The sequence below is a fragment of the Synechococcus sp. MEDNS5 genome, assembly GCF_014279875.1.
GTDB lineage: Bacteria > Cyanobacteriota > Cyanobacteriia > PCC-6307 > Cyanobiaceae > Synechococcus_C.
Genome location: NZ_CP047952.1, coordinates 2,265,471 through 2,289,899, shown reverse-complemented (window position 1 = coordinate 2,289,899; position 24,429 = coordinate 2,265,471). Strand labels below are relative to the sequence as shown.

The 24,429-nt window shown below is 62.2% G+C and carries 21 protein-coding genes; 6 read left to right on the top strand and 15 right to left on the bottom strand.

From position 1 onward, the window contains the following. The first annotated feature begins 90 nt into the window (after positions 1-90). Complete coding sequence (locus SynMEDNS5_RS12300; RefSeq protein WP_186583625.1) at positions 91-351, top strand: hypothetical protein; 261 nt, start codon at positions 91-93, stop codon at positions 349-351. Positions 352-357: 6 nt separating this feature from the next. On the opposite strand, the gene SynMEDNS5_RS12295 is transcribed toward SynMEDNS5_RS12300, so the two are convergent. The 6 genes from SynMEDNS5_RS12295 to SynMEDNS5_RS12270 form a co-directional block, all read right to left on the bottom strand. Then, the gene (locus SynMEDNS5_RS12295) at positions 358-564 is read right to left on the bottom strand and encodes a hypothetical protein (RefSeq protein ID WP_186583624.1); all 207 of its coding nucleotides are present in this window, start codon (positions 562-564) and stop codon (positions 358-360) included. 237 nt (positions 565-801) lie between these two features. Then, positions 802-1,815: a DMT family transporter gene (locus tag SynMEDNS5_RS12290; protein WP_186583623.1), complete on the bottom strand. Its 1,014-nt coding sequence runs from the start codon at positions 1,813-1,815 to the stop codon at positions 802-804. Positions 1,816-1,820: 5 nt separating this feature from the next. Then, the gene (locus tag SynMEDNS5_RS12285; protein WP_186583622.1) at positions 1,821-2,570 is read right to left on the bottom strand and encodes a pirin-like bicupin family protein; all 750 of its coding nucleotides are present in this window, start codon (positions 2,568-2,570) and stop codon (positions 1,821-1,823) included. Positions 2,571-2,593: 23 nt separating this feature from the next. Next, positions 2,594-3,121 (bottom strand): NAD(P)H-dependent oxidoreductase, encoded by a 528-nt coding sequence (locus tag SynMEDNS5_RS12280; protein WP_186583621.1) that lies wholly within the window; start codon positions 3,119-3,121, stop codon positions 2,594-2,596. A 74-nt stretch (positions 3,122-3,195) separates the two neighbouring features. Then, the gene (locus SynMEDNS5_RS12275) at positions 3,196-5,025 is read right to left on the bottom strand and encodes a diflavin flavoprotein (RefSeq protein ID WP_186583620.1); all 1,830 of its coding nucleotides are present in this window, start codon (positions 5,023-5,025) and stop codon (positions 3,196-3,198) included. Next, complete coding sequence (locus SynMEDNS5_RS12270; protein WP_186583619.1) at positions 5,025-6,779, bottom strand: diflavin flavoprotein; 1,755 nt, start codon at positions 6,777-6,779, stop codon at positions 5,025-5,027. Before SynMEDNS5_RS12270 ends, SynMEDNS5_RS12275 begins: the two co-directional genes overlap by 1 nt. Before the next feature lie 72 nt (positions 6,780-6,851). Between SynMEDNS5_RS12270 and SynMEDNS5_RS12265 the strand changes: the two genes are divergently transcribed. Next, positions 6,852-8,156, top strand: a complete 1,305-nt coding sequence (locus tag SynMEDNS5_RS12265) for an NRAMP family divalent metal transporter (protein ID WP_186583618.1) — start codon at positions 6,852-6,854, stop codon at positions 8,154-8,156. Between the two features lie 74 nt (positions 8,157-8,230). Here SynMEDNS5_RS12265 and SynMEDNS5_RS12260 read toward each other — a convergent pair whose 3' ends face one another. The 5 genes from SynMEDNS5_RS12260 to SynMEDNS5_RS12240 all read right to left on the bottom strand — a co-directional run bounded on the left by SynMEDNS5_RS12260 (position 8,231) and on the right by SynMEDNS5_RS12240 (position 13,824). Next, a complete protein-coding gene (locus SynMEDNS5_RS12260; RefSeq protein WP_186583617.1) occupies positions 8,231-8,644 on the bottom strand; it encodes an Hsp20/alpha crystallin family protein in 414 nt (137 codons plus the stop codon). A 174-nt stretch (positions 8,645-8,818) separates the two neighbouring features. Then, complete coding sequence (locus SynMEDNS5_RS12255; RefSeq protein WP_186583616.1) at positions 8,819-9,298, bottom strand: MEKHLA domain-containing protein; 480 nt, start codon at positions 9,296-9,298, stop codon at positions 8,819-8,821. After that, on the bottom strand, positions 9,291-10,193 hold the full coding sequence (locus SynMEDNS5_RS12250; RefSeq protein WP_186583615.1) for an SWIM zinc finger family protein: 903 nt from the start codon (positions 10,191-10,193) through the stop codon (positions 9,291-9,293). The genes SynMEDNS5_RS12255 and SynMEDNS5_RS12250 overlap by 8 nt, the downstream gene beginning before the upstream one ends. After that, positions 10,190-13,402, bottom strand: coding sequence for a DEAD/DEAH box helicase (locus tag SynMEDNS5_RS12245; protein ID WP_186583614.1), 3,213 nt, complete (start codon positions 13,400-13,402; stop codon positions 10,190-10,192). The genes SynMEDNS5_RS12250 and SynMEDNS5_RS12245 overlap by 4 nt, the downstream gene beginning before the upstream one ends. After that, a complete protein-coding gene (locus SynMEDNS5_RS12240) occupies positions 13,399-13,824 on the bottom strand; it encodes a hypothetical protein (RefSeq protein ID WP_186583613.1) in 426 nt (141 codons plus the stop codon). Before SynMEDNS5_RS12240 ends, SynMEDNS5_RS12245 begins: the two co-directional genes overlap by 4 nt. Positions 13,825-13,859: 35 nt before the next feature. Between SynMEDNS5_RS12240 and alaS the strand changes: the two genes are divergently transcribed. Further along, on the top strand, positions 13,860-16,538 hold the full coding sequence (alaS, locus tag SynMEDNS5_RS12235) for an alanine--tRNA ligase (protein WP_186583612.1): 2,679 nt from the start codon (positions 13,860-13,862) through the stop codon (positions 16,536-16,538). Here alaS and SynMEDNS5_RS12230 read toward each other — a convergent pair. The 3 genes from SynMEDNS5_RS12230 to speA are packed head-to-tail and all read right to left on the bottom strand — an operon-like array spanning position 16,524 to position 19,744. After that, positions 16,524-17,108 (bottom strand): Crp/Fnr family transcriptional regulator, encoded by a 585-nt coding sequence (locus tag SynMEDNS5_RS12230; RefSeq protein ID WP_186583611.1) that lies wholly within the window; start codon positions 17,106-17,108, stop codon positions 16,524-16,526. The two genes, alaS and SynMEDNS5_RS12230, sit on opposite strands and share 15 nt — an antisense overlap. A 59-nt stretch (positions 17,109-17,167) precedes the next feature. Then, on the bottom strand, positions 17,168-17,830 hold the full coding sequence (locus tag SynMEDNS5_RS12225) for a Coq4 family protein (RefSeq protein WP_186583610.1): 663 nt from the start codon (positions 17,828-17,830) through the stop codon (positions 17,168-17,170). A gap of 3 nt (positions 17,831-17,833) precedes the next feature. Further along, on the bottom strand, positions 17,834-19,744 hold the full coding sequence (speA, locus tag SynMEDNS5_RS12220; RefSeq protein ID WP_186583609.1) for a biosynthetic arginine decarboxylase: 1,911 nt from the start codon (positions 19,742-19,744) through the stop codon (positions 17,834-17,836). Positions 19,745-19,881: 137 nt separating this feature from the next. On the opposite strand from speA, the gene ndk reads away from it, so the two are divergent. Further along, complete coding sequence (ndk, locus tag SynMEDNS5_RS12215; RefSeq protein ID WP_186583608.1) at positions 19,882-20,340, top strand: nucleoside-diphosphate kinase; 459 nt, start codon at positions 19,882-19,884, stop codon at positions 20,338-20,340. Between the two features lie 113 nt (positions 20,341-20,453). Beyond that, positions 20,454-21,755, top strand: coding sequence for a glutamine synthetase (locus SynMEDNS5_RS12210; protein WP_255440172.1), 1,302 nt, complete (start codon positions 20,454-20,456; stop codon positions 21,753-21,755). Here the strand turns inward: SynMEDNS5_RS12210 and SynMEDNS5_RS12205 are convergent. Next, on the bottom strand, positions 21,748-22,875 hold the full coding sequence (locus SynMEDNS5_RS12205) for an FAD-dependent oxidoreductase (protein WP_186583606.1): 1,128 nt from the start codon (positions 22,873-22,875) through the stop codon (positions 21,748-21,750). The two genes, SynMEDNS5_RS12210 and SynMEDNS5_RS12205, sit on opposite strands and share 8 nt — an antisense overlap. A gap of 68 nt (positions 22,876-22,943) precedes the next feature. Here SynMEDNS5_RS12205 and gatB point away from each other — a divergent pair, with 68 nt between their 5' ends. After that, complete coding sequence (gatB, locus tag SynMEDNS5_RS12200) at positions 22,944-24,428, top strand: Asp-tRNA(Asn)/Glu-tRNA(Gln) amidotransferase subunit GatB (RefSeq protein ID WP_186583605.1); 1,485 nt, start codon at positions 22,944-22,946, stop codon at positions 24,426-24,428. The last annotated feature ends 1 nt before the right edge of the window (position 24,429 follow it).

Sequence of the window (24,429 nt, the reverse complement as noted above, 5' to 3'; positions counted from 1 at the left end):
TTGAAATCGAAAATTAAACGTTCGATTTTTGTTTGTGCCGATGGTTTCATCACCACACTGCACAGCATCTCGTCGCATTCAAGAGGATTCATGATCAGCGACACACCCAACGATTCATTGTCTGCCAAGCAGGAGGGTGAGGGGCTCCAGCTTCCTGAAATCCCAGGATGCCTCGAGGAAGCGCTCGGTCGCGGTCATACCCTCCCCATCGAGGGCACCAATGTGTTGCGGGTGCCGTTTGGTGTGCGCCAAGCCCGTCGTCAGCGCCCTCAGCGTCCCGAACGTTGGGCCACCTTGGTGCTCCCTTTCCAGCCCCAGGGTTCACCCACCCCGCCCCCGCAAGCCGCCTGAGCGGCTTCAGGCAGCTGAAAGCAGGCTTGTTTCCTGCTGAAGTCGCCAATCAACCAGTGCTTTGACATCCTCTAGCGAGCAGGTGGGTGTACGGAAGGGAAGAAGCGTCATCGGGCTGCGTTCTGGTCGGACCAGCCAGCTGTGGTTGCGCTGTTGCAGCAAAACAAAACCGCGGTAACGAACCGCGTACTGAGGCTCTTCCTGGAATCCCATGCTCGAGGGGACAATGTGTGGTGACGATGCCATTTCAGGGCACAACATGTGGCGTGTGTGCGAATTACCGATTCTCTTTGGGATCGGGTTTAGATTTGTTTATCACCTCCCCGCTGGCTTGCTATGAAGCCGTGCTATCTCGTGTTTGCTGATTAATTCCTGGCAAAAATTGCTTGTCTTGCTGGCTGGAATTTCGGAGGCACTTTGGGGATGGAGGCTCTACAGGTAGTGTCCTGATCAGGGGCATGCGCATCCGCCAATCGGGTGGTGCGAATCCGCCAGAGTCACTTTCTTTTCAAGCGCTTCGTCATGGCTGCTCGACTCAGGGCGGGTCGGTCTGAATGTGGTGATCGTTACGCCGAGGATGATCACGGCCGCTCCAAGTAGTTGTGCTGTCGTCGGTCGGTCCCCAGTGACCAGGAAAGCTGCCAGCAGTCCGATCAGCGGCCCTGGTGCGGCCCACCGGCCCATGCTGATTGTGCTTAGAGACCGAGAAGAGTGGTACCAGAGGTATTGCGAGACAACGATCAGAAGCGCTGCATACAGAAGCATGATCAGCCAAAAGAGTCCATGGCTGAGGGGCTCAAACTGTTGAAAACCAAGCAGTGATCCGGCAACTACAAAGAACAACAGGCTGGACACAACATTGCGTGCGAACAGCAGCAGTTCAACCTCCACAGCATCTTTGACAGCCGCTTTGCCGATGCTGGACGAGAGTGCAAACACAACGGTGGAGACCAGGATCAGGAGATCTCCCCGGCGGATCATCTCGTGATTGCCGATCAGCACGATTCCCATCACCCCCACGATGATGAAGCCATAGCCGAACCATTCTTGGGCCAACACCCGAGAGCGGAAAAACACAGCACCAAGCAGGGCATAGAGCACTGGAGCCAGGCGGCCGATGAGGATGGCATTGCTGGCTGTGGTGGACTCCAGCCCCACGAAGATCAAGGCTGATAAAGAAGAGGCCAGTGCGGCATCAATCAAGATCAACAGCCAGGATCGCCAGGATGTTTGGCGAGCTTGTTGCAGCATCAGGCGCGGTTTGTGCCACACCAGCAGGAGCAAGGCAGCACAGAGGTTTCCAGCGAGCAAGGCGTTCCATGGGTTCCACGGCACAAGTACATGGGCCACACCAGGGCCCAGCGCCATGGCATTGATCACAAACAAGGAGATCACCACCGGTCGCATTGATGCCATGGAGCGCGACACCAGCACTTCGAGCTGAGGCGAGATCAGCCCTTTCATCGCCATCACTGCAGTGCGAACAGCAGCACATCGCTGTTGTCGCTCTGGTTTTGCAGGATCTTGAGGTCGGAAGATGATCCCTTGAATCCCAGCCCGTCACCTTTGCGCAAGCGAATGCTTGCTGCCGATGGTCGCGGCAGCTCAATCTCGCCCTCAATCATCTGGATCCAGCCATGCTCGATGGATTTGGCAGGCCACGGCAGGCTCTGACCAGCTCTGGGCTGCGCGCGCCAAAGGCTCACTGGTCGTTCGATTGCCATCACCGAGGGGTCGTTCGGCGCCAGCAGTGGTGTCCAGGTGTCAGATCTGATGCTGAGCGTCCGCTGGTCGTAGGCCGGTGAGAGTCCTGCTGCGCTGGGCTCGATCCAGATCTGCAGCAGTCGGCAGGCTTCGTTTCCTTCATTCATCTCGGAGTGAACGATGCCGGTGCCAGCACTCATGCGCTGAACATCGCCGGCTCTGATCACTCCGGTGTTTCCCATCGAATCCCGATGGTTCAACTGGCCCTGGATCATCACCGTGATGATTTCCATCTCGCGGTGCGGGTGCATGCCGAAGCCACGACCCGCAGCAATCGTGTCGTCGTTGATCACGCGCAGGGGGCCATAGCCCATCCAGTCAGGGGAGTAGTGGCCCGCGAAGGAGAAGCTGTGCCAAGACTCGAGCCAGTCGTGCTGGCTGTGGAAGCGTTCCGCGGCGGGGCGAAGCAGCACATCGGGAACGCGATCGGCTGGAGTTGGATCCGGTTCACGCATGGGGGAGTGGAGGAATCGATCGCTCAGAGACTCAGCGGTGCCATCTGCATCAGCCGGTTCAGCAGATCCTGCAAGGAGCTGTCCCTGGGCGGACGGTTCTGGTTGCCCGCCAGGGTGCGGCCCACAACCTGGGCGCCGAGATGGGTGAGCTGGGTGCGCAGCACCATCAGCAGTTCGATGCCAGGGCCTCCGGAAAAGCTGGCCATGGCCATGGGACGGCCGTTGAACAGGGAACGGAAATCGTCCCCCTGCACCGACAGCCAGGCAATGGCGCTGGTGAGCACCGGGGGAATGGACCCGTTGTACTCAGGGGCGCAGATCACCCAGCGCGGGGCTCCCATCAGTTGCTCATGCAGGGGACGCACACCATCAGGGATGCCTGCTTCTTTCACCCGAGGGGTAAACAGCGGCAGATCCAGGGTGGTGAGATCCAGCAGGTCAGCGGACTTGCCTTGCGCTTTGGCTTCGTCGACAAAACGCTGCGCCAGCTTGAGGTTCTCGCCATTGCTGGCAGCGATCACCAGAACATCTGGATGGCTGGTGGTGCTCATGGCCGGATGATCCATTGAAGACACTGCATTTTGTCGGGTTTTGCCAAGGCCTGCCCGATTTCATTCAGCCAGGCTCAGTAGTTCGCGCCACTACGGCGATGGTGCACGGCTGTGTTGGCGTCATTGTCAAACAGGCCCCCATGGAGAACCTCCGCATACACAAGCCAGTGATCACCGCATTCCATCCGCTGCTTCACCTCCCCTTCCATCCAGGCCAGGGCCTCGGGCAAGAGCGGTTGCTCGGAAGGACTCGACTGCAGGTCAAGCCCTTCAAAACGGTCGGCTCCGGGTTCGAAGGGTTGGAGGAACTGCTTCATCGGCCCACTCTCCCGACCTTCCGCCAGCACGTTGAGGGCAAAGCGATCGCCTTTGTGAAGCAGGGCCTCCACAGCCCGATCTTTGGCCACCGCCACGGTGATCCCCGGAGGCGCAAAGCTGGCCTGACTGACCCAGCTGGCCACCATGGCGCCACTGAGGGAGCCCTTGCGCGTCGTGAGCACGCAAAGGGAGCCCACCACGCGTCCGAGGGCTAGCACTGCCGGGTCACTGCGACTCTCACGCAGACCACCACCACCGCGCCGCTGTTGTTTGCGCTGTTCCTGGCGCAGGGAACGGCCGAAGCGCGTTCCGGTTTCCTCCAGGGTGCGCACGGTGGCCGCATCAGGGCTGAATTTGATCCGGATCGGCTCGAAGGCGAAACGGAACCCCCCGTCCCTGAGTTTGGTTTCCAGGAGGTCGATGGCCTCGCCGCTCCAGCCGAAGCTGCCGAATACACCAACGGGCTTGCTGCGGTCTCCTTCAGCCAGAAGGGTGCCGAGGGCCGAGACGATCGGCGTGGGGGCATGACCGCCCAGCGTGGGCGAGCCGATCAACAAGCCATCGGCTGTCTGAATCGTGCGCACCAGTTCATCCGCTGGGGTGAATTCGCAGTTCAGGCTTGTGACGCGTACCCCTGTTCGGCTGACGCCCTGGGCGAGGGCATCGGCGATGGCCGCGGTGTTGCCGTAGGCACTGGCAAAGAGAAGAGCCACCGAGAGCGAGGCCTGCTGCTGGCTTTCACCCCAGCGCCGGTAGTCGTTGAACAGGCTGCGCCAGCTGGTGTCGATCACCGGTCCATGGCCGGGGGCCACGGTGCGGATGTCCAGTTCCTCAAGGCGCTCCACCAGGGCATCCACCTGGCTGGCCATCGGTGCCATGAGGCAGTCGTAGAAATGGCGGCGTTCCTCTTCGGTCTCGCTGCGGTTCAACTCGGCCCATTCCGATGTACAGATGTGGGCACTGAAGAGCTTGTCGCTCATCAGCAATCCGAGGGTCTCCTCAAAGGCCAGCAGTCCACCGGGCCAGCGAGGGGTCGGGGCTGGAAGCACATGCAGTTGATAATCGTGGCTCACGGAGAGCGTCTGCTCCTGACGGATCACCTGGATCTCCGGTAGATCCGGCAGCGGCGGCTGGGGGGTGTCATCCCCGGGGGCCGGCGGGCGGCGCAGGTTCCACAACTCCCTGAGCAGCTTCGCCCCTGCATTGGAGGCCACCAGTTTCAGGCCGGAATAGGCCGAGGCCAGATCCCTGAGCAGAGCCACGCGGTTGGGATTCACATGACCTACAACCACAACCAGCTTGAACGCTGGGTCTGGCAGGGCCTGGTGAAGCACCGGCAGGAAGACGGATGCATAGGCCGCTCCCGGTGGGTGCACCAGAACGGCGGTTTGGGTGACTCCTGTCCTGTCAGGACCCGCTGCAAACAGAAAGCTATTGGCCGTGCTTCCCCGTTCCAGCGCGTATTCCAGTTCAAACCGCGACCGCTTGGGGCTCAGGCCGCGAAAGCAGGTGAGACCCTCTGCGATCGGCAGTGTGATCATCTGCCGCTCCGCGCTGGCCGCTGCGGGAGACACGGATGTCGCCATCAGTAGTGATTCCCCACTTTGCGGTGGTGCACCGCTGTGGTGGCATCGGCATCGGCCACATTGCCCTGCTCCACCTCGGCGTAGATGATCCAGTGATCTGGACCTTCGAGACGCTGCTCAACCCGGCACCCCAGGAAGGCGAGTGCATCACCCAGCACCGGTCCGCCTTTGGCCTCATGCTCAAGCAGATTCACCCCTGCAAACCGATCGGCCCCGGGTGGGAAGCGCTTGAGGAAATGCCGCATCAGCTGTTGGTGGTTGTCTTCGCGCAGGATGTTGAGCACAAAGCGGTCGCCGACCTGCATGAGCGCTTCGATCGCCCGGTCCTTGGCCACCGCCACAGTGATTCCCGGTGGCGAGAAGCTGGCCTGACTGACCCAGCTGGCCACCATGGCGCTGCGCCGCAGGCTTTCACCTTCCCCCTGACTGGCGGTCACCACGTAAAGCCCACCACTGAGACGGCCCAGGGCCTTGTCCAGGTCACCATCGAGACTTTTCATGGCCGCGATGGTTTTCTCCCGCGTGAGCAGTTGTCCGAGATCGGTCCCCGCTTCTTCGCAGCGTTGGTAATCCCCTCCTGAGGGGAGCTGACGGATCCGCAGGGGGGCAAAGGCCGTTTTCTGGCCCTGGGCCCGCAGCTGATCCGCCACAGCATCGATCGGCTCGTCGTTGCCGCCGAAGGCGTCATACACACCCACCAACTGCTTGCTGTGAAGGGCCGCCAGCAGGGTGCCAATGCTGCTCTGCAGCTCCGCATCCGGCTCTGCCGGCCAGGTGGGAACGACCACCGCTTTGGCTTCTCCCACCAGGGCCGTCAGTTCCTGGGCATCGGTCGCACGCAGATCGACGAGCTGAACCTGGGCGTCGGCCTTGCCGATACCGTGGGCGATCGCCTGACTGAGGCGATCACTGAATCCGTATTGACTCACGTAACAGACCGCCGCGTAACTGTCGCCCTTGCTGCGCTGGCTGCTCCATTCCCGGTAGTCATTGAGCCAGTGACTGAGATGCTGACGCAGCAGTGGCCCGTGGCCTACAGCGATGGTATTGATCGCTGGCAGTGAATCCATGCGTTTCATGGCTTGCAGCACGCTGCGGGCGTTGGGACCCATCAGGCACTCGTAGTAGAAGCGAAAGTCCGGTGCGATGGCACCGGGATCACTGTCGAACAGATCCTCTGAGCAGTAATGCAAGCCGAAGGCGTCACAGGTGTAGAGGATGCCGCTGCCGTGATCAAAGGAAAAGATCGTGTCGGGCCAATGCAGGTTGGGAGCGCTGAGAAACTCGAAGCGATGCTCCACCCCGCTCTCTGGATTCGTTCCGAGATCCAGGGTGTCGCCACTTTTCACGGCAAGGGAGCGGAACGGACGGTGCACCTGATCTTTCAGGAACTGAAGCGCCACCTTCGATCCCACAATTTCGATGTCGGGATTCAGATCGAGCAGATCACCGATCAGACCCGAGTGGTCGGGCTCCGTATGGCTCACGATCAGATGGTCGATGGCCTGCGGGTCGATTTGCTCCTGAAGCAGGGGAAGCCAGGTGTCCCGGAATTTGGCGTGACTGGTGTCGATCAGCGCCGTGCGCTCGCCCTGCACCAGAAAGGCGTTGTAGGTGGTGCCGTTGCGGAGGCCGAACTCGATGTCGAAGCGGCTGCGATCCCAGTCAAGGGAACGGATGGCTGTGCTGTCGGATGCGATGGTCTGGCACTGAAGGCTCAAACGTCCGGCGACGGCCTGAGTGGAGGCGGCCATGGCAGCAATCTCGACGGTTCTCGACTGTAAGAACTCCGGGTTGGAAGATGGCATGCAGTGCGATTTGCTGTCATGACCTCAAGCGCCGCTGCCGCGATCTCGGGATTGCGGCGCAGCATTGGCCCCGGGATCCTGCTTGCGGGGGCCTGTATCGGCGGATCCCACCTGATGTCCTCCACCACGGCAGGGGCCCGTTTCGGCTTCGCACTCTTGGGCCTGATCCTGCTCACCAACCTGATCAAGTACCCCTTTCTCAGGGTGGGCAGTCGTTTCACTGCCGCGACAGGTCTCTCGCTGCTGGAGGGATTCCAGCAGCGCAACAGGACCTACCTGCCTGTGTATTTGCTGGTGAGTCTGTTCACCGGCACATTCACGATCGCTGCGGTGAGCTTTGTGGCCGGCCTGTTGCTCACCAATGTGCCGGTTCTGGCCCAGTTCGACCCTTTTGCCTTGGCGATTGCCGTGCTGGCTGGCTGCGGATTGATCCTGCTCATGGGCCACTACAAGGTTCTGGATCGGCTCTCGAAGCTGCTGGTGGCTCTCCTCACCCTGCTCACCGGAGTGGCGGCGTTGTCGCTGCTGGTGCGGGGGCCTGCAGGGGATGTGGCGTCCAGTTGGCTGGCGGCCGATCCATCCCCCTGGCAGATGGCTGATCTTGGTTTTCTGATTCCCCTGATGGGCTGGATGCCAGGGCCTGTGGAAATGTGCGTATGGCCGTCGCTTTGGATGTTTTCCAGGGCTCGTGACAGCCAGCACACCGCTTCACTGCAGGAAGCGGAAACGGATTTCAATCTCGGTTACGGCATCACGGTGCTCACGGCAGTCTTTTTCGTGATCCTGGGTGCTTACACCATGTATGGCAGTGGCGACGGCCTGCTCCAGGGCAGTGGAGTTGCCTTTGCCCAGAATCTCATCCGCCTTTACACCGAGGCGATGGGTTCCTGGGCGGCCTGGATCATCGTTCCAGCTGCCTTCGCCGCCATGTTCAGCACCACGTTGACCTGCCTGGATGCCTACCCCCGCAGCATCTCAGCGATTCAGGGGATCTTGCAGGGAGTGGACCGGGGCGATTCCGCTCCAGGGCCCCAGCGTCGCCGTCTCGGACTCTGGATTGGTCTGCACCTGCTGGCGGCCCTGGCGGCGCTGCTCTGGGCCTATAGCGGTGGCATCGGTGTGAAGGATTTTGTGTTCGGGGCGATGACGGGCAGCTTCCTGGCGGCTCCAGTGTTCGCCTGGATGGCGATGGACACGATGAACTCTGAGCTCGTGGCACCAGACCATCGCGATGGGCCATTGATGCGCGGTCTCAGTTGGTTTGGTCTGGTGTTTCTGATCGGTTTCAGCTTGCTGTTTCTCATTTGGTCCCTGACGCGCTGAGACCCAAAAAAAAACCCATCGTGCGATGGGGGTTTGGATCTCTCGTTCTCAGGCCTCCACCTCAGGTTTCCATTTCAAGCGTCCACGGCCACCGTCACACTGGTGTGGCTCTGGGCCTTGGCGGCGGTGATCTCCAGCACGCCATCCCGGTAATTGGCCTGAACGGCATCCCGGTTCAACCCCTGGCCGAAGCGGAAGCTGCGGCTCCAGGTGCCGTAGCGGAATTCGCTCAGCCGGGCCGTGTCCTCGCTTGGCTTCTCCTCAGCAGCGTTCTTGCTGTTGGGATGACGGCGTTCGGCGCTGACGCTGAGCGTGCGATCGGTGGCTTTGACCTCGATCGATTCGCGGCTCACTCCGGGCAGCTCCAGGCGCACGGTGTAGTGATCGGCCGTCTCGTGGATCTCTGCTGCTGGAACACGCTCAGCTTGCGACAGCTGCTGGTCCAGCCGTTCAAATAGATCAAATGGTGATTGACGAAGGGTGATCATGAGTGACTCCTCAGGAAGGGTGTGTGGTGGGTGTTTGCATCACCCGCAACGACAATCTGCGTGTTGTTGATCAATCTGATCAGGATGAGAACCGTCCTTTTTTGTACGGTCTCAACCACTCAGTTCGGTTGTCACGACTGGGATGTCGTGTGAACCGAACAGTTGATGAGCTGATTACAGCCACCACCAACTGGAGAAAGCAGCCGCCTGGCCACAACGACGTCCTTCCTCATCCCAGAGCGTCCAGATCCGGGCGTTGCGGATCATGAATGGATGCCCGTGGCGATCAACGCGAAGGCCTGAGTAATTTTTGATTGCATCGTGCGCGAGGGCCTGCTTGAGAGAGGCCGCCCGTTCCCGCCTCTCCGACTGCGCTGCGGTCAGGCGCGAGGGCATGCCGATCATCTGCGTCCAGGTGCGTTGCCAGAGTTTCAGGGCGGTGGAATTGGCGTAGGTCAGGGCTGGGTCGCCCGTGTTGTCGTGAGCCAGCACGGCCATGCTGCTGTTGAAGAGCTCCTGTGCGTTCAGGCGCCGCGATGTTCCCGGTCGGTCGCTGGCCAGCAGGGGGCTGTCGAAGGCACGCCGATGGGAGAGCAGAAGAATCGTCACAAGGCCCTGGATCTCCAAGGTCTGCCAGGGGGCGGATTCAGTCACCTGCTGTCATTGCTTCCACCATGGCCCGTTGCGCAAGCGCTTGTCCTTGCTCCCGTAGATGCGAGAGGAAGCGAGGCCGCGCCTCTGGAAAGCGCGGCTCTTCAGCGAGGGGCAGATCTCCAGCTGCATCAAGGCCGGTGTCGCCCTCCATGGCCGGTGTGATCACCACCAGATCGCCGTCCAAGGCGGCGTCGTAACGCCACCAGAGCGTGGGATCGAGCACGGCGGGATGGGGAGGCGGCGGTGTGTCGTCCGTTGGGGTTGTGGCCTCCGTGGTTAAGCCACCGCTTTCTTGCTCATCGCTGGCCAGCCTGGTGTTGAGAGCCTGCAGCCGATGTGCGGCCAGGTCTTCCAGCAACTTCGCCCGTGTGCGTCCCCGCAACTGGAACAGCACGAACGGATCCTCGCTGAACCGCTCCCCCATCAGGAAATACACGGCACTGATGTGTTTGCAGGGATTGGCTTTGTCGGGGCAACTGCACTCGCTGCGCACCTCCTGAAGCTTGAAGGGAAACAGACGCCGGCCGCTGGCGGCAAAGGCACGCTCGATGTCGGAAGGCATGATGCCGGCGAGCAACTGGGCGGACCAACGGGCCTTCTGGGTCAGAGCCTCCAGCACGTAGCCCCAGTCCTCGTCGCTGAGCACGTCGAGCCAGAGCTTCACCTTGTAAGGGTCTTCGCCGGTGCCCTGCACCCTGGCGTGCACCCGTCGCCCCTCGAAGCGAATCGAGGTCACATGTCCCTCCCGGGCATAGGCCCAGGCGCGCTCCAGCCGTTTTTTAAAGCGGTATGAGTTGATCAGCTCCATCCACTGCTCTACCCACCAGGGCTGCTGACCGAGGCCGTCGTCCCCGAGTGAAGTGTTGATGCCGTTTCCGTTGGGAGTGATGGTCATGGGTTGCGCGTCTCGTTGTCCTCCAGGCTCACCAGCTCCTTGAGTTGGCCCATATCGAAGCCACCGAGCCACTCCTCGCCGGAACCGACGATGTCTTCCGCCAGCCTGGACTTCTCCCGGATCATCCGGTCAATTTTCTCCTCAACGGAGCCGCTGGTGATGAACTTATGCACCATCACCCGGTTCGTTTGGCCGATGCGATAAGCACGGTCCGTGGCCTGGTTTTCAACCGCAGGATTCCACCAGCGGTCGATGTGGAACACGTGGCTGGCCCGGGTGAGGTTCAATCCCACTCCGCCGGCCTTGAGGGACAGCAGGAAGAGCTGGGGGCCGCGCGGGTCGTCCTGGAAGCGATCCACCATGGCCTGACGTTCTCCTTTGCTGGTGCTGCCGCTCAGGAACGGCACCTCGCTGCGCCAGCGGCGCTGCAGGTAGCCCTGGAGCAAGTGCCCCCATTCCGCAAATTGGGTGAACAGCAGGGCCCGATCCCCCGCTTCGATCACCTCATCGAGGATTTCCTCTAGCCGCTGCAACTTGGCCGAACGTTGAAGGAAGTCATCGCCGGCTGCTTCTTCCTTCAACGCAAGCGCGGGATGGTTGCAGATCTGCTTCAGCTTGGTGAGTAGGCCCAGCACCTGGCCATGGCGCTTGCCGCGGGGGGCTCGGGCGATGGCATCGAGGGTGTCCTCCACGGTCTTCGCGTAAAGGGACTTCTGTTCCTTGCTCAGACCCACCCATTCACTCAGCTCCACTTTTTCGGGGAGGTCGGAGATGATCGCCTTGTCGGTTTTCAAGCGCCGCAGGATGAACGGCCCCACCCGCGATTTGAGATCGCGCAGGGACGACATATCGCCGTAGCGCTCGATTGGCATGCGGTAGCGCTGCCGGAAAAATTCCTCTTCCCCAAGCACGCTCGGATTGAGGAAATCCATCAGGGCCCAGAGTTCACTCACCCTGTTCTCAACCGGTGTGCCGGTGAGAGCGATACGAAACCTGGAGCCCTTGCGGGTTCGAGCCAGATCACGGGCCGCCTGGCTTTGCTTGGCCGAAGGGTTCTTGATCGCCTGGGCTTCATCGATCACGGTGCCCTGCCAGTCGAAACTATCAAGCAGCTCACTGTCTCTCTGCAGGAGCCCGTAGCTGGTGAGCACCAAGTCAACGTCTTTCAGGGCTTTTTTGAGTGCCGCGGGAGTGGAGGGGCGCTTGGGGCCGTAGTGCTCATGGACAGAGAGCTCGGGGGTGAAGGCCGCGGCTTCCCGCTTCCAGTTGGTGAGCACGGAGGTGGGAGCCACCAGCAGCACCGGCCGTTTCAGTTCTTTCTCCATCTTCAGGTGCTGGAGGAAGGCCAGCAGCTGAATCGTCTTGCCTAAGCCCATGTCGTCCGCCAGGCAGGCTCCTTGATCGAAGCGGTGCAGGAAGGCCAGCCATCCCAGGCCACGTTCCTGGTAGGGACGAAGCTGGCCGCAGAAGCCCTCGGGCGCAGGCAGCGGATCCGGTGCTTTCTGCTGGTGGTATTGCTCCAACACCCCTTGAAGGCGAGGGCCAGCATCAAAGGCATGCACGGGGAGGCGCATCAGCGTGTCCCCTTCGCTGGCCGTCAGGCGAAGGGCATCGTCCAGGCTCAGATCAGGGTTGGCGGCACAGAACCGTTCTGCGTTCTTGAGATCATTGGGCCTGAGTTCGATCCAGGCTCCCTTGTGGCGCACCAGGGGGCTGCGCTTGCCGGCCAGCCGTTCCAGCTCCCGCAGCGTCAGGGTGACGCCGCCGATCATCAGCTCCCAATCCCAATCGAGATTTTCCCCGAGCGTGAACCCCCGTGAGCGTTTGGGAAGCTCGGCCTTGATCGCCAGACCGAGGCGGCTGGCCAGGCCTCCCGAGAGGCTTGGGGGAAGGTCCACACCAACACCCACGTCCCGGAGTTGACGGGCGGCGGTGCGCACCAGCACGAAGGCTTCCGCAGGGGTGAGCTGCATCGCTTCCGGTGTGGCGCTGTCCAGGCCCCGTTCGATCGGTGCGAACACCGTGAGAGCACGACCCATGCCCTCGAGCAGCACCTCGCCGGGATGCTCCACAGGAATCTCTCCGAGTTGAAGGCCTTCGGGTCCAGCGGCCCAGGCTGCTCCCGCAGGCACTTTCAGCGTGGGATCGGCTTCGGCCTGCAGGTAGAAGCGCAGATCCCAGAGGTCCTCACCGTCGTTGGGGGTGGCGAGTTCAAGGCAGGCTCTGGCTGCCGCCACATTGCCAGCGACTCCCTCGCGCCAGTGGTGGCTGGCCGTGGCCAGTCGTTCGGCATCTTCGTCGTTCAGATCGATCACCCCGTTGTCTGAACTCAGGGCGTTTTCCCAGGCGCAGAGCAGGGGGTCGAGCCCTTCGTCATCGGGGTGGAAGCCCTTACGCAGCTGGGCATCTACCAGATCCTCAAGCAACGTGGCCACCCGCAGGCGACCGCTGCGGGGACGACAGCAGGCCACGGGATTGGCAGCGCGCATGGCCTCTGGGCGCAGCCTTGTGATGCGATTGCTGCGTTTCCCTGTGGGCTCTCTCCAGGGCAATGCACAGGTAGCCACCAGGGGCAGCCGGGCGGCGAGGTCCTCCAGGCGGCGCCTGTCGTCCTCACGGTTGAGAAGCGCGACCCAGCGAGCGCGGTGGGGATACCCTTCACCCCGACTCAATTCCACCTGGGGCAGCCAGCGCCCCCGGGCTACCAGGCTGAGGGCCCATCGCTGCATATGACTCCACCAGCGCAGCTCATCGGCCAGGTCGGGGTGATGGCCAGAGAGAGGAAGTTTGGCCAGCCATGCTGTGGCCGCCATCGGTTCGATCGCCAGCCCCTGCACCTGCCAAGGCCACCATTCGGTGGTTTTCGGAATCGGTTCGCCGGCTTGCAGCGGCAGCCCGCACCAGGGGGGCTGCTCCTCTGATGAGGGGGTGGCGGCAGCTGAGCCACGGGGCCGCCGTGGTTTCACACTGCGGCTCGGCAGGGTGAGGCATGCGGTCGCATCGATGATTCCTTCCGGAAGGAGATCGCGCTCTGTGAGCCAGGCGCGCAGATCCTCCGCGCTCAGGGTGAACGGATGAAGGGCGGGTGTGGCCCCGGGGCCGAGGGGCTCGGCCACACGCCAGGTATCAGCCCATACCAGCAAAGCAGCCCTTCCGGAGCTGCTGGGGGTGCGGATGGCGGGTAGCCAGGTGGCGTGCAGCAGGCTCATGGCCGCGACGCAGACAACATGCGTTGGGTTCCGTGGAGCAGGAGTGCGCTGCCGATCAGAGGCAGCCACCCCACGAAAAGATCCACTCCTAATGATGCCAGGGCGCCGGAACCCCCCCAGGGAACCGCAAGGGGCATGCCAAGGCTGCGCACCCCGCAGATCGCGCCCACCAATCCAGCTTGCAGGTGGGAATCCTCTGGATCAACCCGTTCGAGATGAAAGGCGAGCAGCCCATAGAAGAGCCCACAGCCCGTGGATCGAACAGCTTGCTCCAGTCCAAAGGGGAGGCTGATCAGTCCCGCGCTGAGTCCGGCCAGCAGGGCCCAGCACAGGGAGCGCCAGCGCAGGTTCGCCCGGTTCAATTCTTTGCTGCTTTCCGCGCTGCTATCGGCCAACGTCATCGGCGGCTGAAAGGCGATCATGGCTGCTGGACCCGCTTTTCGAGCCCGAACCCGCCATGGCTGTTGCACGACCGTCGCGAACCGAGTCCGCGAGTCCCCGCACAGGTGCGGAGATCCGAGAAGCATTTCTGTCTTTTTTCGAGCAGCGCGGTCACCGGCGCATGCCCAGCGCCTCCTTGGTGCCGGAAGACCCCACGGTGCTGCTCACGATTGCAGGGATGCTGCCGTTCAAACCGATTTTCCTTGGCCAGCAGGAACGGCCAGCACCCTGTGCCACCAGCTCCCAGAAGTGCATCCGCACCAACGACATTGAGAACGTGGGGCGCACCGCCCGTCACCACACCTTCTTCGAGATGCTCGGCAACTTCTCGTTTGGTGACTACTTCAAGCAGCAGGCGATCGAGTGGGCCTGGGAGCTGAGCACCCAGGTGTTTGGTCTGGATCCCAAGAATCTGGTGGTGAGCGTCTTCCGCGAGGACGACGAAGCCGAGCAGATCTGGCGTGAGGTGGTGGGGGTGAACCCCAAGCGGATCATCCGCATGGATGAGGAAGACAACTTCTGGGCCTCCGGTCCCACCGGACCGTGTGGGCCCTGTTCGGAGATCTATTACGACTTCAAGCCGGAACTAGGTGATGACGGCATCGATCTGGAAGACGACGACCGCTTCATCGAGTTTTACAACTTGGTGTTCATGCAGTCGAATCGCGATGCGCAGGGAACGCTCACGCCGCTGGCGAACCGCAACATCGACACCGGCATGGGCCTGGAGCGCATGGCGCAGATCCTGCAGAAGGTTCCCAACAATTACGAAACCGATCTGATCTTCCCGCTGATTCAGGCGGCGGCTGATCGGGCGGGTGTGGACTACCACCAGCTCGACGAGAAGGGCAAAACCTCACTCAAGGTGATCGGTGATCACAGCCGTGCGGTCACCCAGCTGATCAGCGATGGTGTCACCGCCAGCAACCTGGGCCGCGGCTACATCTTGCGCCGTTTGCTGCGCCGGGTGGTACGCCATGGCCGCCTGCTTGGCATTGACAAGCCCTTTCTCCAGGCCATGGGTGAGGCATCGATTGCCCTGATGCAATCCGCCCACCCGCAGCTGATTGAGCGCCGTGAGGTGATCCTGGCCGAACTGCAACGGGAAGAAGCCCGTTTCCTGGAAACGCTGGAACGCGGCGAGAAGCTGCTCGCAGATGTGCTGGCTGCCAAGCCGAAGCAGATCAGTGGTGAACAGGCCTTTGAGCTCTACGACACCTATGGCTTCCCCCTGGAGCTCACCCAGGAAATCGCTGAAGAGTATGGCCTGGTGGTGGACCTTGCCGGCTTTGAAACGGCGATGGAGCAACAGCGCCAGCGTGCGAAAGCCGCTGCGGTGAGCATTGATCTCACCCTGCAAGATGCGATCGATCAGGTGGCTGCAGGTCTGCAAGACACCGAATTCCGGGGCTACGAGCAGCTGGAGCAGAGCAGCAGCATTCAGGCTCTGGTGGTGAATGGTGACCCGGCCCAGAGCGCTGCAGCGGGTGATGCCGTTCAGGTGGTGCTGGATGTCACGCCGTTCTACGGCGAAGGTGGTGGCCAGATCGGTGATCGCGGCACCCTGGTGGCGGATGGCCAGGCCGGTGATGGCCTGATCGTGATGGTCGAGTCCGTGAGCCGCAATCGCAGTGTGTTCGTGCACAGCGGTCGTGTGGAGAGGGGCTCGCTTTCGGTGGGGGATGTGGTGCATGGCCGGGTCGATCGTGCCTGCCGCCGCCGGGCCCAGGCCAATCACACCGCCACCCACCTGTTGCAGGCAGCGCTCAAGCAGGTGGTGGATCCCGGTATCGGTCAGGCTGGCTCTCTGGTGAGTTTTGATCGCCTGCGTTTTGATTTCCACTGCCCGCGTGCCGTCACTGCCGAAGAGCTGGAGCGCATTGAGAGCTTGATCAACGGCTGGATCGCCGATGCCCATGCTCTTGAGGTGCAGGAGATGGCGATCGAGAAGGCCAAGGCTGCCGGAGCTGTGGCGATGTTTGGTGAGAAATATGCCGATGTGGTGCGTGTGGTGGATGTGCCGGGCGTGTCGATGGAGCTCTGCGGCGGCACCCATGTGGGCAACACCGCGGAAATCGGCCTGTTCAAGATCGTGAGTGAAAGCGGTGTCGCCGCCGGGATTCGCCGTATTGAAGCGGTGGCTGGCGCTGCGGTGCTGCCCTATCTCAATGAGCGTGATGGGGTGGTAAAGCAGCTGGGTGAGCGCTTCAAGGCCCAGCCGGCCGAGATCATCGAACGGGTGACGGCCTTGCAGGACGAACTCAAGGCCACCGGCAAGGCTCTGGCCGCGGCGCAGGCCGAACTGGCGGTGGCCAAGTCAGCGGCGCTGGCGTCGAAGGCGCTGGCGGTGGGCGACTTCCAGCTGCTGGTAGAACGGCTTGATGGTGTGGATGGCACTGGGCTGCAGGGGGCTGCGCAGAGCCTTGCTGATCAGCTCGGTGATGGTGCTGCGGTGGTGCTGGGTGGTCTGCCGGACCCTGCCGATCAAGGCAAGGTGATCCTGGTGGCGGCCTTCGGCAAGGCGGTGATTGCCGCCAAGCTCCAGGCCGGCAAATTCATTGGTGGCATCGCCAAGCTCTGTGGCGGCGGAGGCGGCGGTCGGCCGAACCTGGCGCAGGCGGGTGGTCGCGATGGTGCCGCCCTCGATGGCGCGCTGGAGGCGGCACAGGAGGAGCTTTATTCAACGCTGGCCTGAGCCCCAGGCTGCGCCCTGCTGGTGCAAACGCTGTAACTGACGACTGGCTTTAGCAATGCAGAAATGGATGCCTCCCAGCTCCTGGGTTGTCTGTTCGAGTCGCTCTGTTTCGTTGTAATGCACTGCTTCGATGCCGCTCAGCAGCAGCCCGATTACCCGGTTGCCCCGTCGGCAGCGCTCACTCACCAACGCGAGCATCTCCACAGCCAGGTCGCTGTCGAAGAGCATCGCTCGTAGGAGATCTTCACCAGGCATCGCCAGGAGCTCAGCGGGACCATCCACAACGCGGAAATCGGCGTAGTGCCGGCCGTTTGCGAAAAAGCCCACTTCTCCTAGTAATTCCAGGGCTTCCACCACGGCCAGGGTGTGCCGCTCATTTCCTTGGTGCACTTCCACAGCCACCTTTCCACTGGTGAGCAGCAGCAGAGTGTCAACCGGCTCACCCTGGCGAAACAGCACATCTCCTTCTGCAGCGTTGATTCGCTTTGGATTGAGCTCCTGCTGGTGCGCCTCAAGCAGCAGTTTCAAACGCTCCCGGAACGCCTGAAGCTGTGGTTCATCTCCCCACATGAGTGGATGTCGGCTTTTCCTTTGATAGACCCGGCATGGGTGGACCATGCATTTTCACGCTAGAAGGTCATTGCGGAAGGAAGTTTGAGCTCTTTGCGCCAGTCGGCCAGCGGCCGATCCCAGCCATCTTCAAGTTTCCGGGCAATCACCAGGTCTGCATCCAGGCCCATCTGAAAGCCCTGTGCCAGGGCCCGCAGCATCGGCGCCAGCGGTTCGTTGTTCTGAAGGGCTGAGAGCATCCCGCCGAAGATCAGCATCACGGCCAGCGGTGAGCGGTTCTGGGCAAGGTTGAACCCCTGAAGCCCTAGTTCACTGGCTCCATCGATGCCGAATCCCGTCAACACATGGGCGATGTCGTGAGTTTCCTTGAGCCGGTGCACGACAAACTCCTGGGCGTTGGTCACCGGAGCGGGATCGATCAAGCTGTCGGGTGTGATGCCCTGGCTGATCAGTTGATCCGCATACACCCGACCCAAGCTGCCCTCGGGAAGCTGTTGCAGCTGCTCGAGATTGATCGGCGCTGGTCGCCAGCCCTCGTCCACCAGTGATCGGAACTGTTTGTCAGCCAGCAGATGTTGCACCATTTGCTTGCCGAGAGGGCTGTCCTTGAGGCTGGCTCCCACAGCAAAGACGCTCTCTAGGGATCCTGGATTTTTGAGAAAAGCAGCAAGACCGGCCAGCAGTTTCAGGCTCTGGAGGCGTTCCTGCAGTTTGATGCGCATGGATCAGCTCTGGAGATAGGTGGCCTGCTGGAGACTGCTGGCCACGTGGCTGATCAACAGCCTGGCATCGTTGACCGACAACCGCTGTTCGCGGATCGCCTCCTCGCTGGCCAGGCGGAGGCGTTCGAGCATCAGATCAGGGTCGTGCTCCATCGCTTCGAGCACATCGGAATTGGTGTCGCCGCGGACCACGTGGTCCAGCAGGTAGCCACCGCCTGGGGCCAGGCGGATATGCACGGCATTGGTGCTCCCGAACAGGTTGTGCAGGTTGCCCATCACCTCCTGGTAGGCACCGGCCAGAAACAAACCAATGAGGTAAGGCTGATCCGGCTGGGGGCTGTGCAGTTCCAGTAGGGGTTTGCTTTGCCCGCCCTGAATGAAGCGCGCCAGCTTGCCATCGGAGTCACAGGTGAGATCCGCAATGCTTCCGAGCTGGTCGGGCTGTTCATCAAGCCGATGGATCGGCATCACGGGAAACAGCTGATCGATCGCCCAGGTGTCCGGTGCTGATCGAAACACCGAAAAATTGCCGTAGTAGGTGCTGGCCAGGCTGGCGCGCAGGTTGCGCAGCTCCTCGGGGCTGCTGTCATCAGCGGGCAACAGGCGACTGATGCGCCGCGCACAGGCCCAGGCCAGTTGTTCGGCCCGCGCCCGTTCCGGAAGGCTCAGGTATCCGAGGCGGAAGGCGCTCAGTGCATCGCCCTTGAATTTCAGAACGTCGTTCCAGGCTTCCTGCAGGTTCGCTGTGGTGATGCCATCAAAGGTTTCATGCAGATTGCGCAGGATCAGCGGATCGTTGTCCATCGGTTCCGGCCGCTCATCCGGTGCGGCACCGGTGCCGAGGATGTCGAACACCAGCACGCTGAAATGGCTGGCCAGGGCGCGACCGCTTTCGCTCACGAGCGTGGGCATGGGAACACCGCTGGGTTCACAGCATTCCTTCACGGTGGCAACCACGTCGTTGGCGTAGTTCTGGAGGGAGTAATTGGTGGAGGCAGCGGTGGCGCTGCGGCTGCCGTCGTAGTCGATCCCCAGGCCACCACCCACGTCGAGGAAGCCCATCGGAGCACCCAGCCGGTGAAGTTCGCCGTAAATCTGTCCCGCCTCCTGCAGGGCATCTTTCAGCACGGCGATGTCGTTGATCTGGCTGCCGATGTGGAAGTGCAGCAAGCGCAGCTCCTTCAGAAGGCCTGCGTCGCGCAGGGCTTCGGTGGTGTCGAGCAGTTCGGGGACGGAGAGTCCGAACTTGGCGCGATCTCCCACGGAGCTGCCCCAGCGGCCAGTACTGCGGGTTGAGAGGCGTGCCCGGATTCCGATCATCGGAGCGGCACCCAGGTGATCGCTCGCCCGGATGATCCGTTCCACCTCGTCGGGCTGTTCGATCACCACCACGGGCTGACGCCCGAGTTTGCGCGCCAGGATGGCCGTTTCCAGGTACCGCTGATCCTTGTAGCCATTGCAGATCAGTAGAGCTTCTGGATCCTTCAGCAGCGAGAGGGCGATCAGCAGTTCCGCCTTGCTCCCAGCCTCCAGGCCGAAGTGCCAGCGCTGGCCGCTCTCCACAAGCCGTTCAACCACATGGCGCTGCTGGTTGCACTTCACAGGGAAAACGCCCTGATACCGGCCCGCGTAGCCGTAGTGAGCGATCGCTCGGTCGAAGGCTGCGTGCAACCGCTCGAGCCGATCTTCGAGGATGTCGTCAAAGCGGATCAGGAGGGGAAGGCCGAGATCCCGTGCCTGCAGGCCTTCCACCAGCTCGATCAGGTCGATGCTGCCGCCGCGATCACCCTGGGGTTGCACAGTGATGTGTCCGCGGGAGTTGGTCGAGAAGTAAGGATCCCCCCATCGATCCAGTCCGTAGAGATCGGCACCGTCCTGAACGGTCCAAGGGCCAGCGGTGCTGGTGTGGGCCATCAGCGTCAAACGGTGGTCTCCAGTTTCTGTGCCGCGAATCTAGGTGGGGTTCATGGCTTCAACAGCTCGGCGCAGCCTGCTTGCTTGCCAGGCGGGCCGGCTGCCACGGACGATGGCGACGGTTTTTTTGTTTTTCCATGGCCTCGGAACGCACCTTCATCGCCATCAAGCCCGACGGGGTTCAGCGCGGACTCATCGGCGAGATCCTCGGGCGTTTTGAGCGCAAGGGCTTCAAGCTCGTGGGCCTCAAGCAGCTCACCCCCAGCCGTGAGCTGGCGGAGCAGCACTACGGCGTTCACAAGGAGCGTCCCTTCTTCGCTGGACTGGTGGACTTCATCACCTCTGGCCCTGTGGTGGCCATGGTGTGGGAAGGCGACGGTGTGATCGCCAGTGCCCGCAAGCTCATCGGCGCCACCAAGCCTCTGGAGGCAGAACCCGGCACCATTCGCGGTGATCTGGCGATCAACATCGGCCGCAACGTGATTCACGGGTCTGATGCTCCTGAAACCGCTCAGTTCGAGATCGGTCTCTGGTTCCAGGCTTCTGAGCTGAGCGACTGGATTCCGGCTGATCAGGGATGGCGCACTGAGGGCTGAGTCATCAGCCTTCGCCGGATCCTCTCCATGAGTGCAACGCATCATGAGAGGACTCGGCAGACCGCGTTTTGAGTAGTGCTCATTCCCACGCGCTGCAGCCCTGGCTGAAGCGCGTGGCGATCACATTCGTGAATCACGCCGGGGCCCCGTTGGTGAAGGTGGTGCCCCGCCGCAATCTCGACAAGGCTGCCGATCTGGGTGTGGGGTTTTCGCCAGTGGCCGATGCCTTCCGGGTGGATGGATGCATCGCTGCTGCGCACCGTTGCGCCCGACCGGATGAAGACCTGCGTCTCCATGCTGTGGTGGAGGCGTTGGTTCCGCTCGAGCCCGATCGCGGATGGGCCTGGGCCCCTGGGGAGCGGCGTTGGCGCGATGGACGGGTCTACGAGGCCGACCAGCGCAGTTTTTGCCGGCTACAACAGGATCGTCTGCAGCAGCAAGGGCTGACGCTGCAAGCGGGCTTTGAGCTCGAGTGGATGGTGTTGGCAGCGGATGTGGGACCCCAGGGGTCTCCCGCATTTCACGGCGGGCCTTATGGGGCTGATCGCTTGGTGGAAGGCCTCGACTACGCCTCTGAGATCTGTGACGCCCTGGACGCCGCCGGGCTGGACTGGCTGCAGTTTCATCCCGAATACGGCGCGTCCCAGTTCGAGTTGTCGCTGGCCCATGCGTCAGCTGTGGAAGCCGCCGATCGCCTGGTTTTGGCTCGCTTGGTGATTCAGCGCGTGAGCCGGCGACTGGGGCTGCATTGCAGCTTCACGCCCAAGCTCACCAGCGATCAGGTCGGCAATGGCGGTCATGTGCACTTCAGTCTTCTCCGGCATGGTCAGCCCGTGCTGCAGGGAGGCGATGGTCCAGGTGGCGTGTTGCCGGAGGGTGCGGCTCTGATTGCCGGTGTGCTGCATCATCTGCCGGTGTTGCTGCCGATTGCCTGCCCGCTCATGGCCTCGTACGCCCGGCTATCGCCCAGTTCCTGGTCGGCGCCTTATCAGGTGTGGGGGATTGAAAATCGAGAGGCGGCCTTGCGTTTGGTCCCCACCTCGGTGGATCGAGTGCCCGCCCATCTCGAACTGAAAGTTGCCGATCTGGGGGCCAATCCCTATTTGCTGCTTGGATCGTTGCAGGTGTTGGCGTTGGCAGCTCTCAGCGAGGCCGTGCCCCTGCCGGCGCCGGTGTGCGGTGATCCGGCGCGCCTTGACGGCACGACAGCGGCCCATGCCCGTCTGCCCCAGTCCTTGGCGGAAGGGCGTACAGCGTTGGCCTCCAGTGCAGTGCTGTCGGCGGCGATGGGAGAGCTGCTGCATGGGAGCGTGCTCGACAGCATCGATGCCGAGATCACCCGTTGTGCGGGCTGGCCCCCGGATCAGGTGATCGCCAGCACCCGCTGGTGGCCGCTGGTGGGAGGACTCAGCTGACGCCGGCGTCAAAGCGCTGCCATTGGAAACAGGGCAGCAAGAGGTCGAGGTCATCGCGGGCACGGCCCATGCTCACGCAGTCTGCGATCGCTTCGGCTGTGGCCGCAGCCATCAGCACCCCGTTGCGGTGATGGCCGCAGGCCAGCCAAAGCCCAGGGAGAGGACCCTCTCCAAGCAATGGCCCTTCATCCGGTGTGCAGGGCCGGAATCCCCACCAGCGTTCCATCGGGGGCCAGCCCGAGGCTTCCGGAAGCAGGGAGGCAATGCCCTGCTTGAGGATGCTCTGCCCCTGGGGGGTGAGGCCCTCTGCGAAACCGGCCTCACGCTCCGATGTGGCGCCCACCACCACCAGACCGTCTTCCCTTGGTACCAGGTAAGTGCCGGGTCCGAAGATCACGCGCTTGAGGGCGCCTCGGGGAGCCTGGAGGGAGAGCATCTGCCCTTTCACAGGGAAAATCGGCAGCTGAGGCAGGAGCTGGCTACTCCAGGCTCCGGAGCAAAGCACGGCAATGGCACTGCTTCGTTCCGTGATCGTTCCTTCAGCGTCACGGATGCGTGCTTCAATGCGTTGGTTGTCGCTTTGAAGCAGCTCCAGCACTTCCACGCCCTCCAGGAATTGCACCCCCCGCTCCACGCAGGCGCTTTCCAGGGAGCGCATCAGTTGGCGGCGGTTGTCGATCTGGCCGTCCTGCTCGAACAGCAGACCGGCCTGCCACGTCGTGGCGATGCCCGGTACTTCCCGCTCCAGTTGCTGGCGGTTCAGGGCGGTTCCGAAGCCTGCCGTGGGGTAGCGATCCCGCTGTTCGCTGGTGGTGAATGGCACCACAATCCCTGTGGAGCGAAGCCCGCAGGGCAGGCCGCTGTCGGCCTCGATCTGGGCGACCCAGCTCGGTACCCGCTCCAGGCTCAGTTGACCGAATCGCAGCTGGTCACCGCTCAGGCCTTCAGCGTGGGGAGCCAGCATGCCTGCGGCCACGAATCCTGCGGCTTCTCCGCGCCGCCGGCTGATCACGCACACCGGATGGTCCCGCCGGGCCAGCTGATGGGCGATGGCCAGGCCCATCAATCCGCCGCCAAGGATCAACGCAGCGTCAGCGGCGGGAGGGCGCAAGGCGGTCATGGCTGATGGGGGCTGCGGTTCGCGGTCTTTCCATAGGATTGCCTTGCTCTGAACGTTCCACACAGCGGATGGCGGCACCTGCAGCAACAGACCAGGCCTGGGAAGCGGTGATCGGTCTCGAGACCCACGTTCAGCTGGGCACCAACAGCAAGATTTTCACGGCTGCATCCACGGCGTTCGGGGATGACCCCAACACCCACATCGACCCTGTGGTGTGCGGGCTGCCGGGAACGCTTCCCGTTCTCAATCAGAAGGTGCTGGAGTACGCCGTAAAAGCGGCGATGGCACTCAATCTGAACATTGCCGAGCACAGCAAGTTCGACCGCAAACAATATTTCTACCCCGACCTGCCCAAGAATTATCAGATTTCCCAGTACGACGAACCGATTGCGGAGGAGGGCTGGATCGAAGTGGAGGTGGCCGAGAAGGGAAAGGACACCTACCTGAAAACCATCGGGATCGAGCGCCTTCACATGGAGGAGGACGCCGGCAAGCTGGTGCATGCCGGCAGTGATCGTTTGGCTGGTTCCACCCATTCGTTGGTGGATTACAACCGCGCCGGCGTCGCTCTTGCGGAGATTGTGAGCAAGCCGGATCTGCGCACGGGCCGGGAAGCAGCGGAGTACGCCTCGGAGATCCGTCGGATCATGCGCTACCTGGGTGTGAGCGACGGCAACATGCAGGAAGGCTCCCTGCGTTGCGATGTGAACATCTCCGTGCGCCGGGGGCCGGAGGCGCCTTTCGGCACGAAGGTGGAGATCAAGAACATGAATTCGTTCTCGGCCATTCAGAAGGCCTGCGATTACGAAATCCAGCGCCAGATCAAGGCCTACGAAACCGGTGAGCCCATCGTTCAGGAAACGCGGCTCTGGGATGAGAGCAAGCAGCTCACCAAGAGCATGCGCAGCAAGGAGGGGGCCAGTGATTACCGCTATTTCCCAGATCCGGATCTCGGACCGATCGAAGTGAGTGCTGATCAGCGTGAATCTTGGCGGGCAGAGCTACCGGAGCTGCCGGCGGCCAAGCGCCACCGCTACGCCGAAACCCTTGGGCTGTCCCAGTACGACGCCCGGGTGCTCACCGACGAGAAGCCGATGGCTGATTACTTCGAGGCGGTGGTGGTGGTGGGTGCGGACGCCAAGCTTGCAGCCAACTGGATCACCGGCGACATCGCCGCTTATGTGAACAGCAACCGTCTCAATTACGCCAACCTGCCCTTCCGACCCGACCAGCTGGCGGAGATGGTGCAGCTGATTGATGGCGGCAAGATCAGCGGCAAGATCGCCAAGGAAATTCTTCCGGAGCTGCTCGAGAACGGCGGCTCACCCAAGGCGATCGTCGATGAACGCGGCCTCGGCATGATCAGCGACCCGGCTGCGATTGAGGCCATCGTTGATGAACTTCTGGGAGCGCATCCCGATGAGGTGGAGGCGTTCCGCGGCGGCAAGACCAAGCTGCAGGGCTTCTTCGTTGGCCAGCTGATGAAGAAAACCGGCGGCAAGGCCGACCCCAAGCTCGCCAATCAGATCCTCAGCAAGAAGCTCAAAGGCTGAG

Bases quoted from the DNA above. Each gene is read 5' to 3' on its own strand.
- SynMEDNS5_RS12260 (WP_186583617.1), bottom strand. From the start codon at position 8,644: ATGATCACCCTTCGTCAATCACCATTTGATCTATTTGAACGGCTGGAC.
- SynMEDNS5_RS12300 (WP_186583625.1), top strand. From the start codon at position 91: ATGATCAGCGACACACCCAACGATTCATTGTCTGCCAAGCAGGAGGGT.
- SynMEDNS5_RS12265 (WP_186583618.1), top strand. From the start codon at position 6,852: ATGACCTCAAGCGCCGCTGCCGCGATCTCGGGATTGCGGCGCAGCATT.
- SynMEDNS5_RS12225 (WP_186583610.1), bottom strand. From the start codon at position 17,830: ATGCGCATCAAACTGCAGGAACGCCTCCAGAGCCTGAAACTGCTGGCC.
- SynMEDNS5_RS12295 (WP_186583624.1), bottom strand. From the start codon at position 564: ATGGGATTCCAGGAAGAGCCTCAGTACGCGGTTCGTTACCGCGGTTTT.
- SynMEDNS5_RS12230 (WP_186583611.1), bottom strand. From the start codon at position 17,108: ATGTGGGGAGATGAACCACAGCTTCAGGCGTTCCGGGAGCGTTTGAAA.
- SynMEDNS5_RS12290 (WP_186583623.1), bottom strand. From the start codon at position 1,815: ATGAAAGGGCTGATCTCGCCTCAGCTCGAAGTGCTGGTGTCGCGCTCC.
- alaS (WP_186583612.1), top strand. From the start codon at position 13,860: ATGGCTGTTGCACGACCGTCGCGAACCGAGTCCGCGAGTCCCCGCACA.
- SynMEDNS5_RS12245 (WP_186583614.1), bottom strand. From the start codon at position 13,402: ATGAGCCTGCTGCACGCCACCTGGCTACCCGCCATCCGCACCCCCAGC.
- SynMEDNS5_RS12275 (WP_186583620.1), bottom strand. From the start codon at position 5,025: ATGGCGACATCCGTGTCTCCCGCAGCGGCCAGCGCGGAGCGGCAGATG.
- ndk (WP_186583608.1), top strand. From the start codon at position 19,882: ATGGCCTCGGAACGCACCTTCATCGCCATCAAGCCCGACGGGGTTCAG.
- SynMEDNS5_RS12270 (WP_186583619.1), bottom strand. From the start codon at position 6,779: ATGGCCGCCTCCACTCAGGCCGTCGCCGGACGTTTGAGCCTTCAGTGC.
- SynMEDNS5_RS12250 (WP_186583615.1), bottom strand. From the start codon at position 10,193: ATGACCATCACTCCCAACGGAAACGGCATCAACACTTCACTCGGGGAC.
- SynMEDNS5_RS12285 (WP_186583622.1), bottom strand. From the start codon at position 2,570: ATGCGTGAACCGGATCCAACTCCAGCCGATCGCGTTCCCGATGTGCTG.
- SynMEDNS5_RS12280 (WP_186583621.1), bottom strand. From the start codon at position 3,121: ATGAGCACCACCAGCCATCCAGATGTTCTGGTGATCGCTGCCAGCAAT.
- SynMEDNS5_RS12240 (WP_186583613.1), bottom strand. From the start codon at position 13,824: ATGATCGCCTTTCAGCCGCCGATGACGTTGGCCGATAGCAGCGCGGAA.
- speA (WP_186583609.1), bottom strand. From the start codon at position 19,744: ATGGCCCACACCAGCACCGCTGGCCCTTGGACCGTTCAGGACGGTGCC.
- SynMEDNS5_RS12205 (WP_186583606.1), bottom strand. From the start codon at position 22,875: ATGACCGCCTTGCGCCCTCCCGCCGCTGACGCTGCGTTGATCCTTGGC.
- gatB (WP_186583605.1), top strand. From the start codon at position 22,944: ATGGCGGCACCTGCAGCAACAGACCAGGCCTGGGAAGCGGTGATCGGT.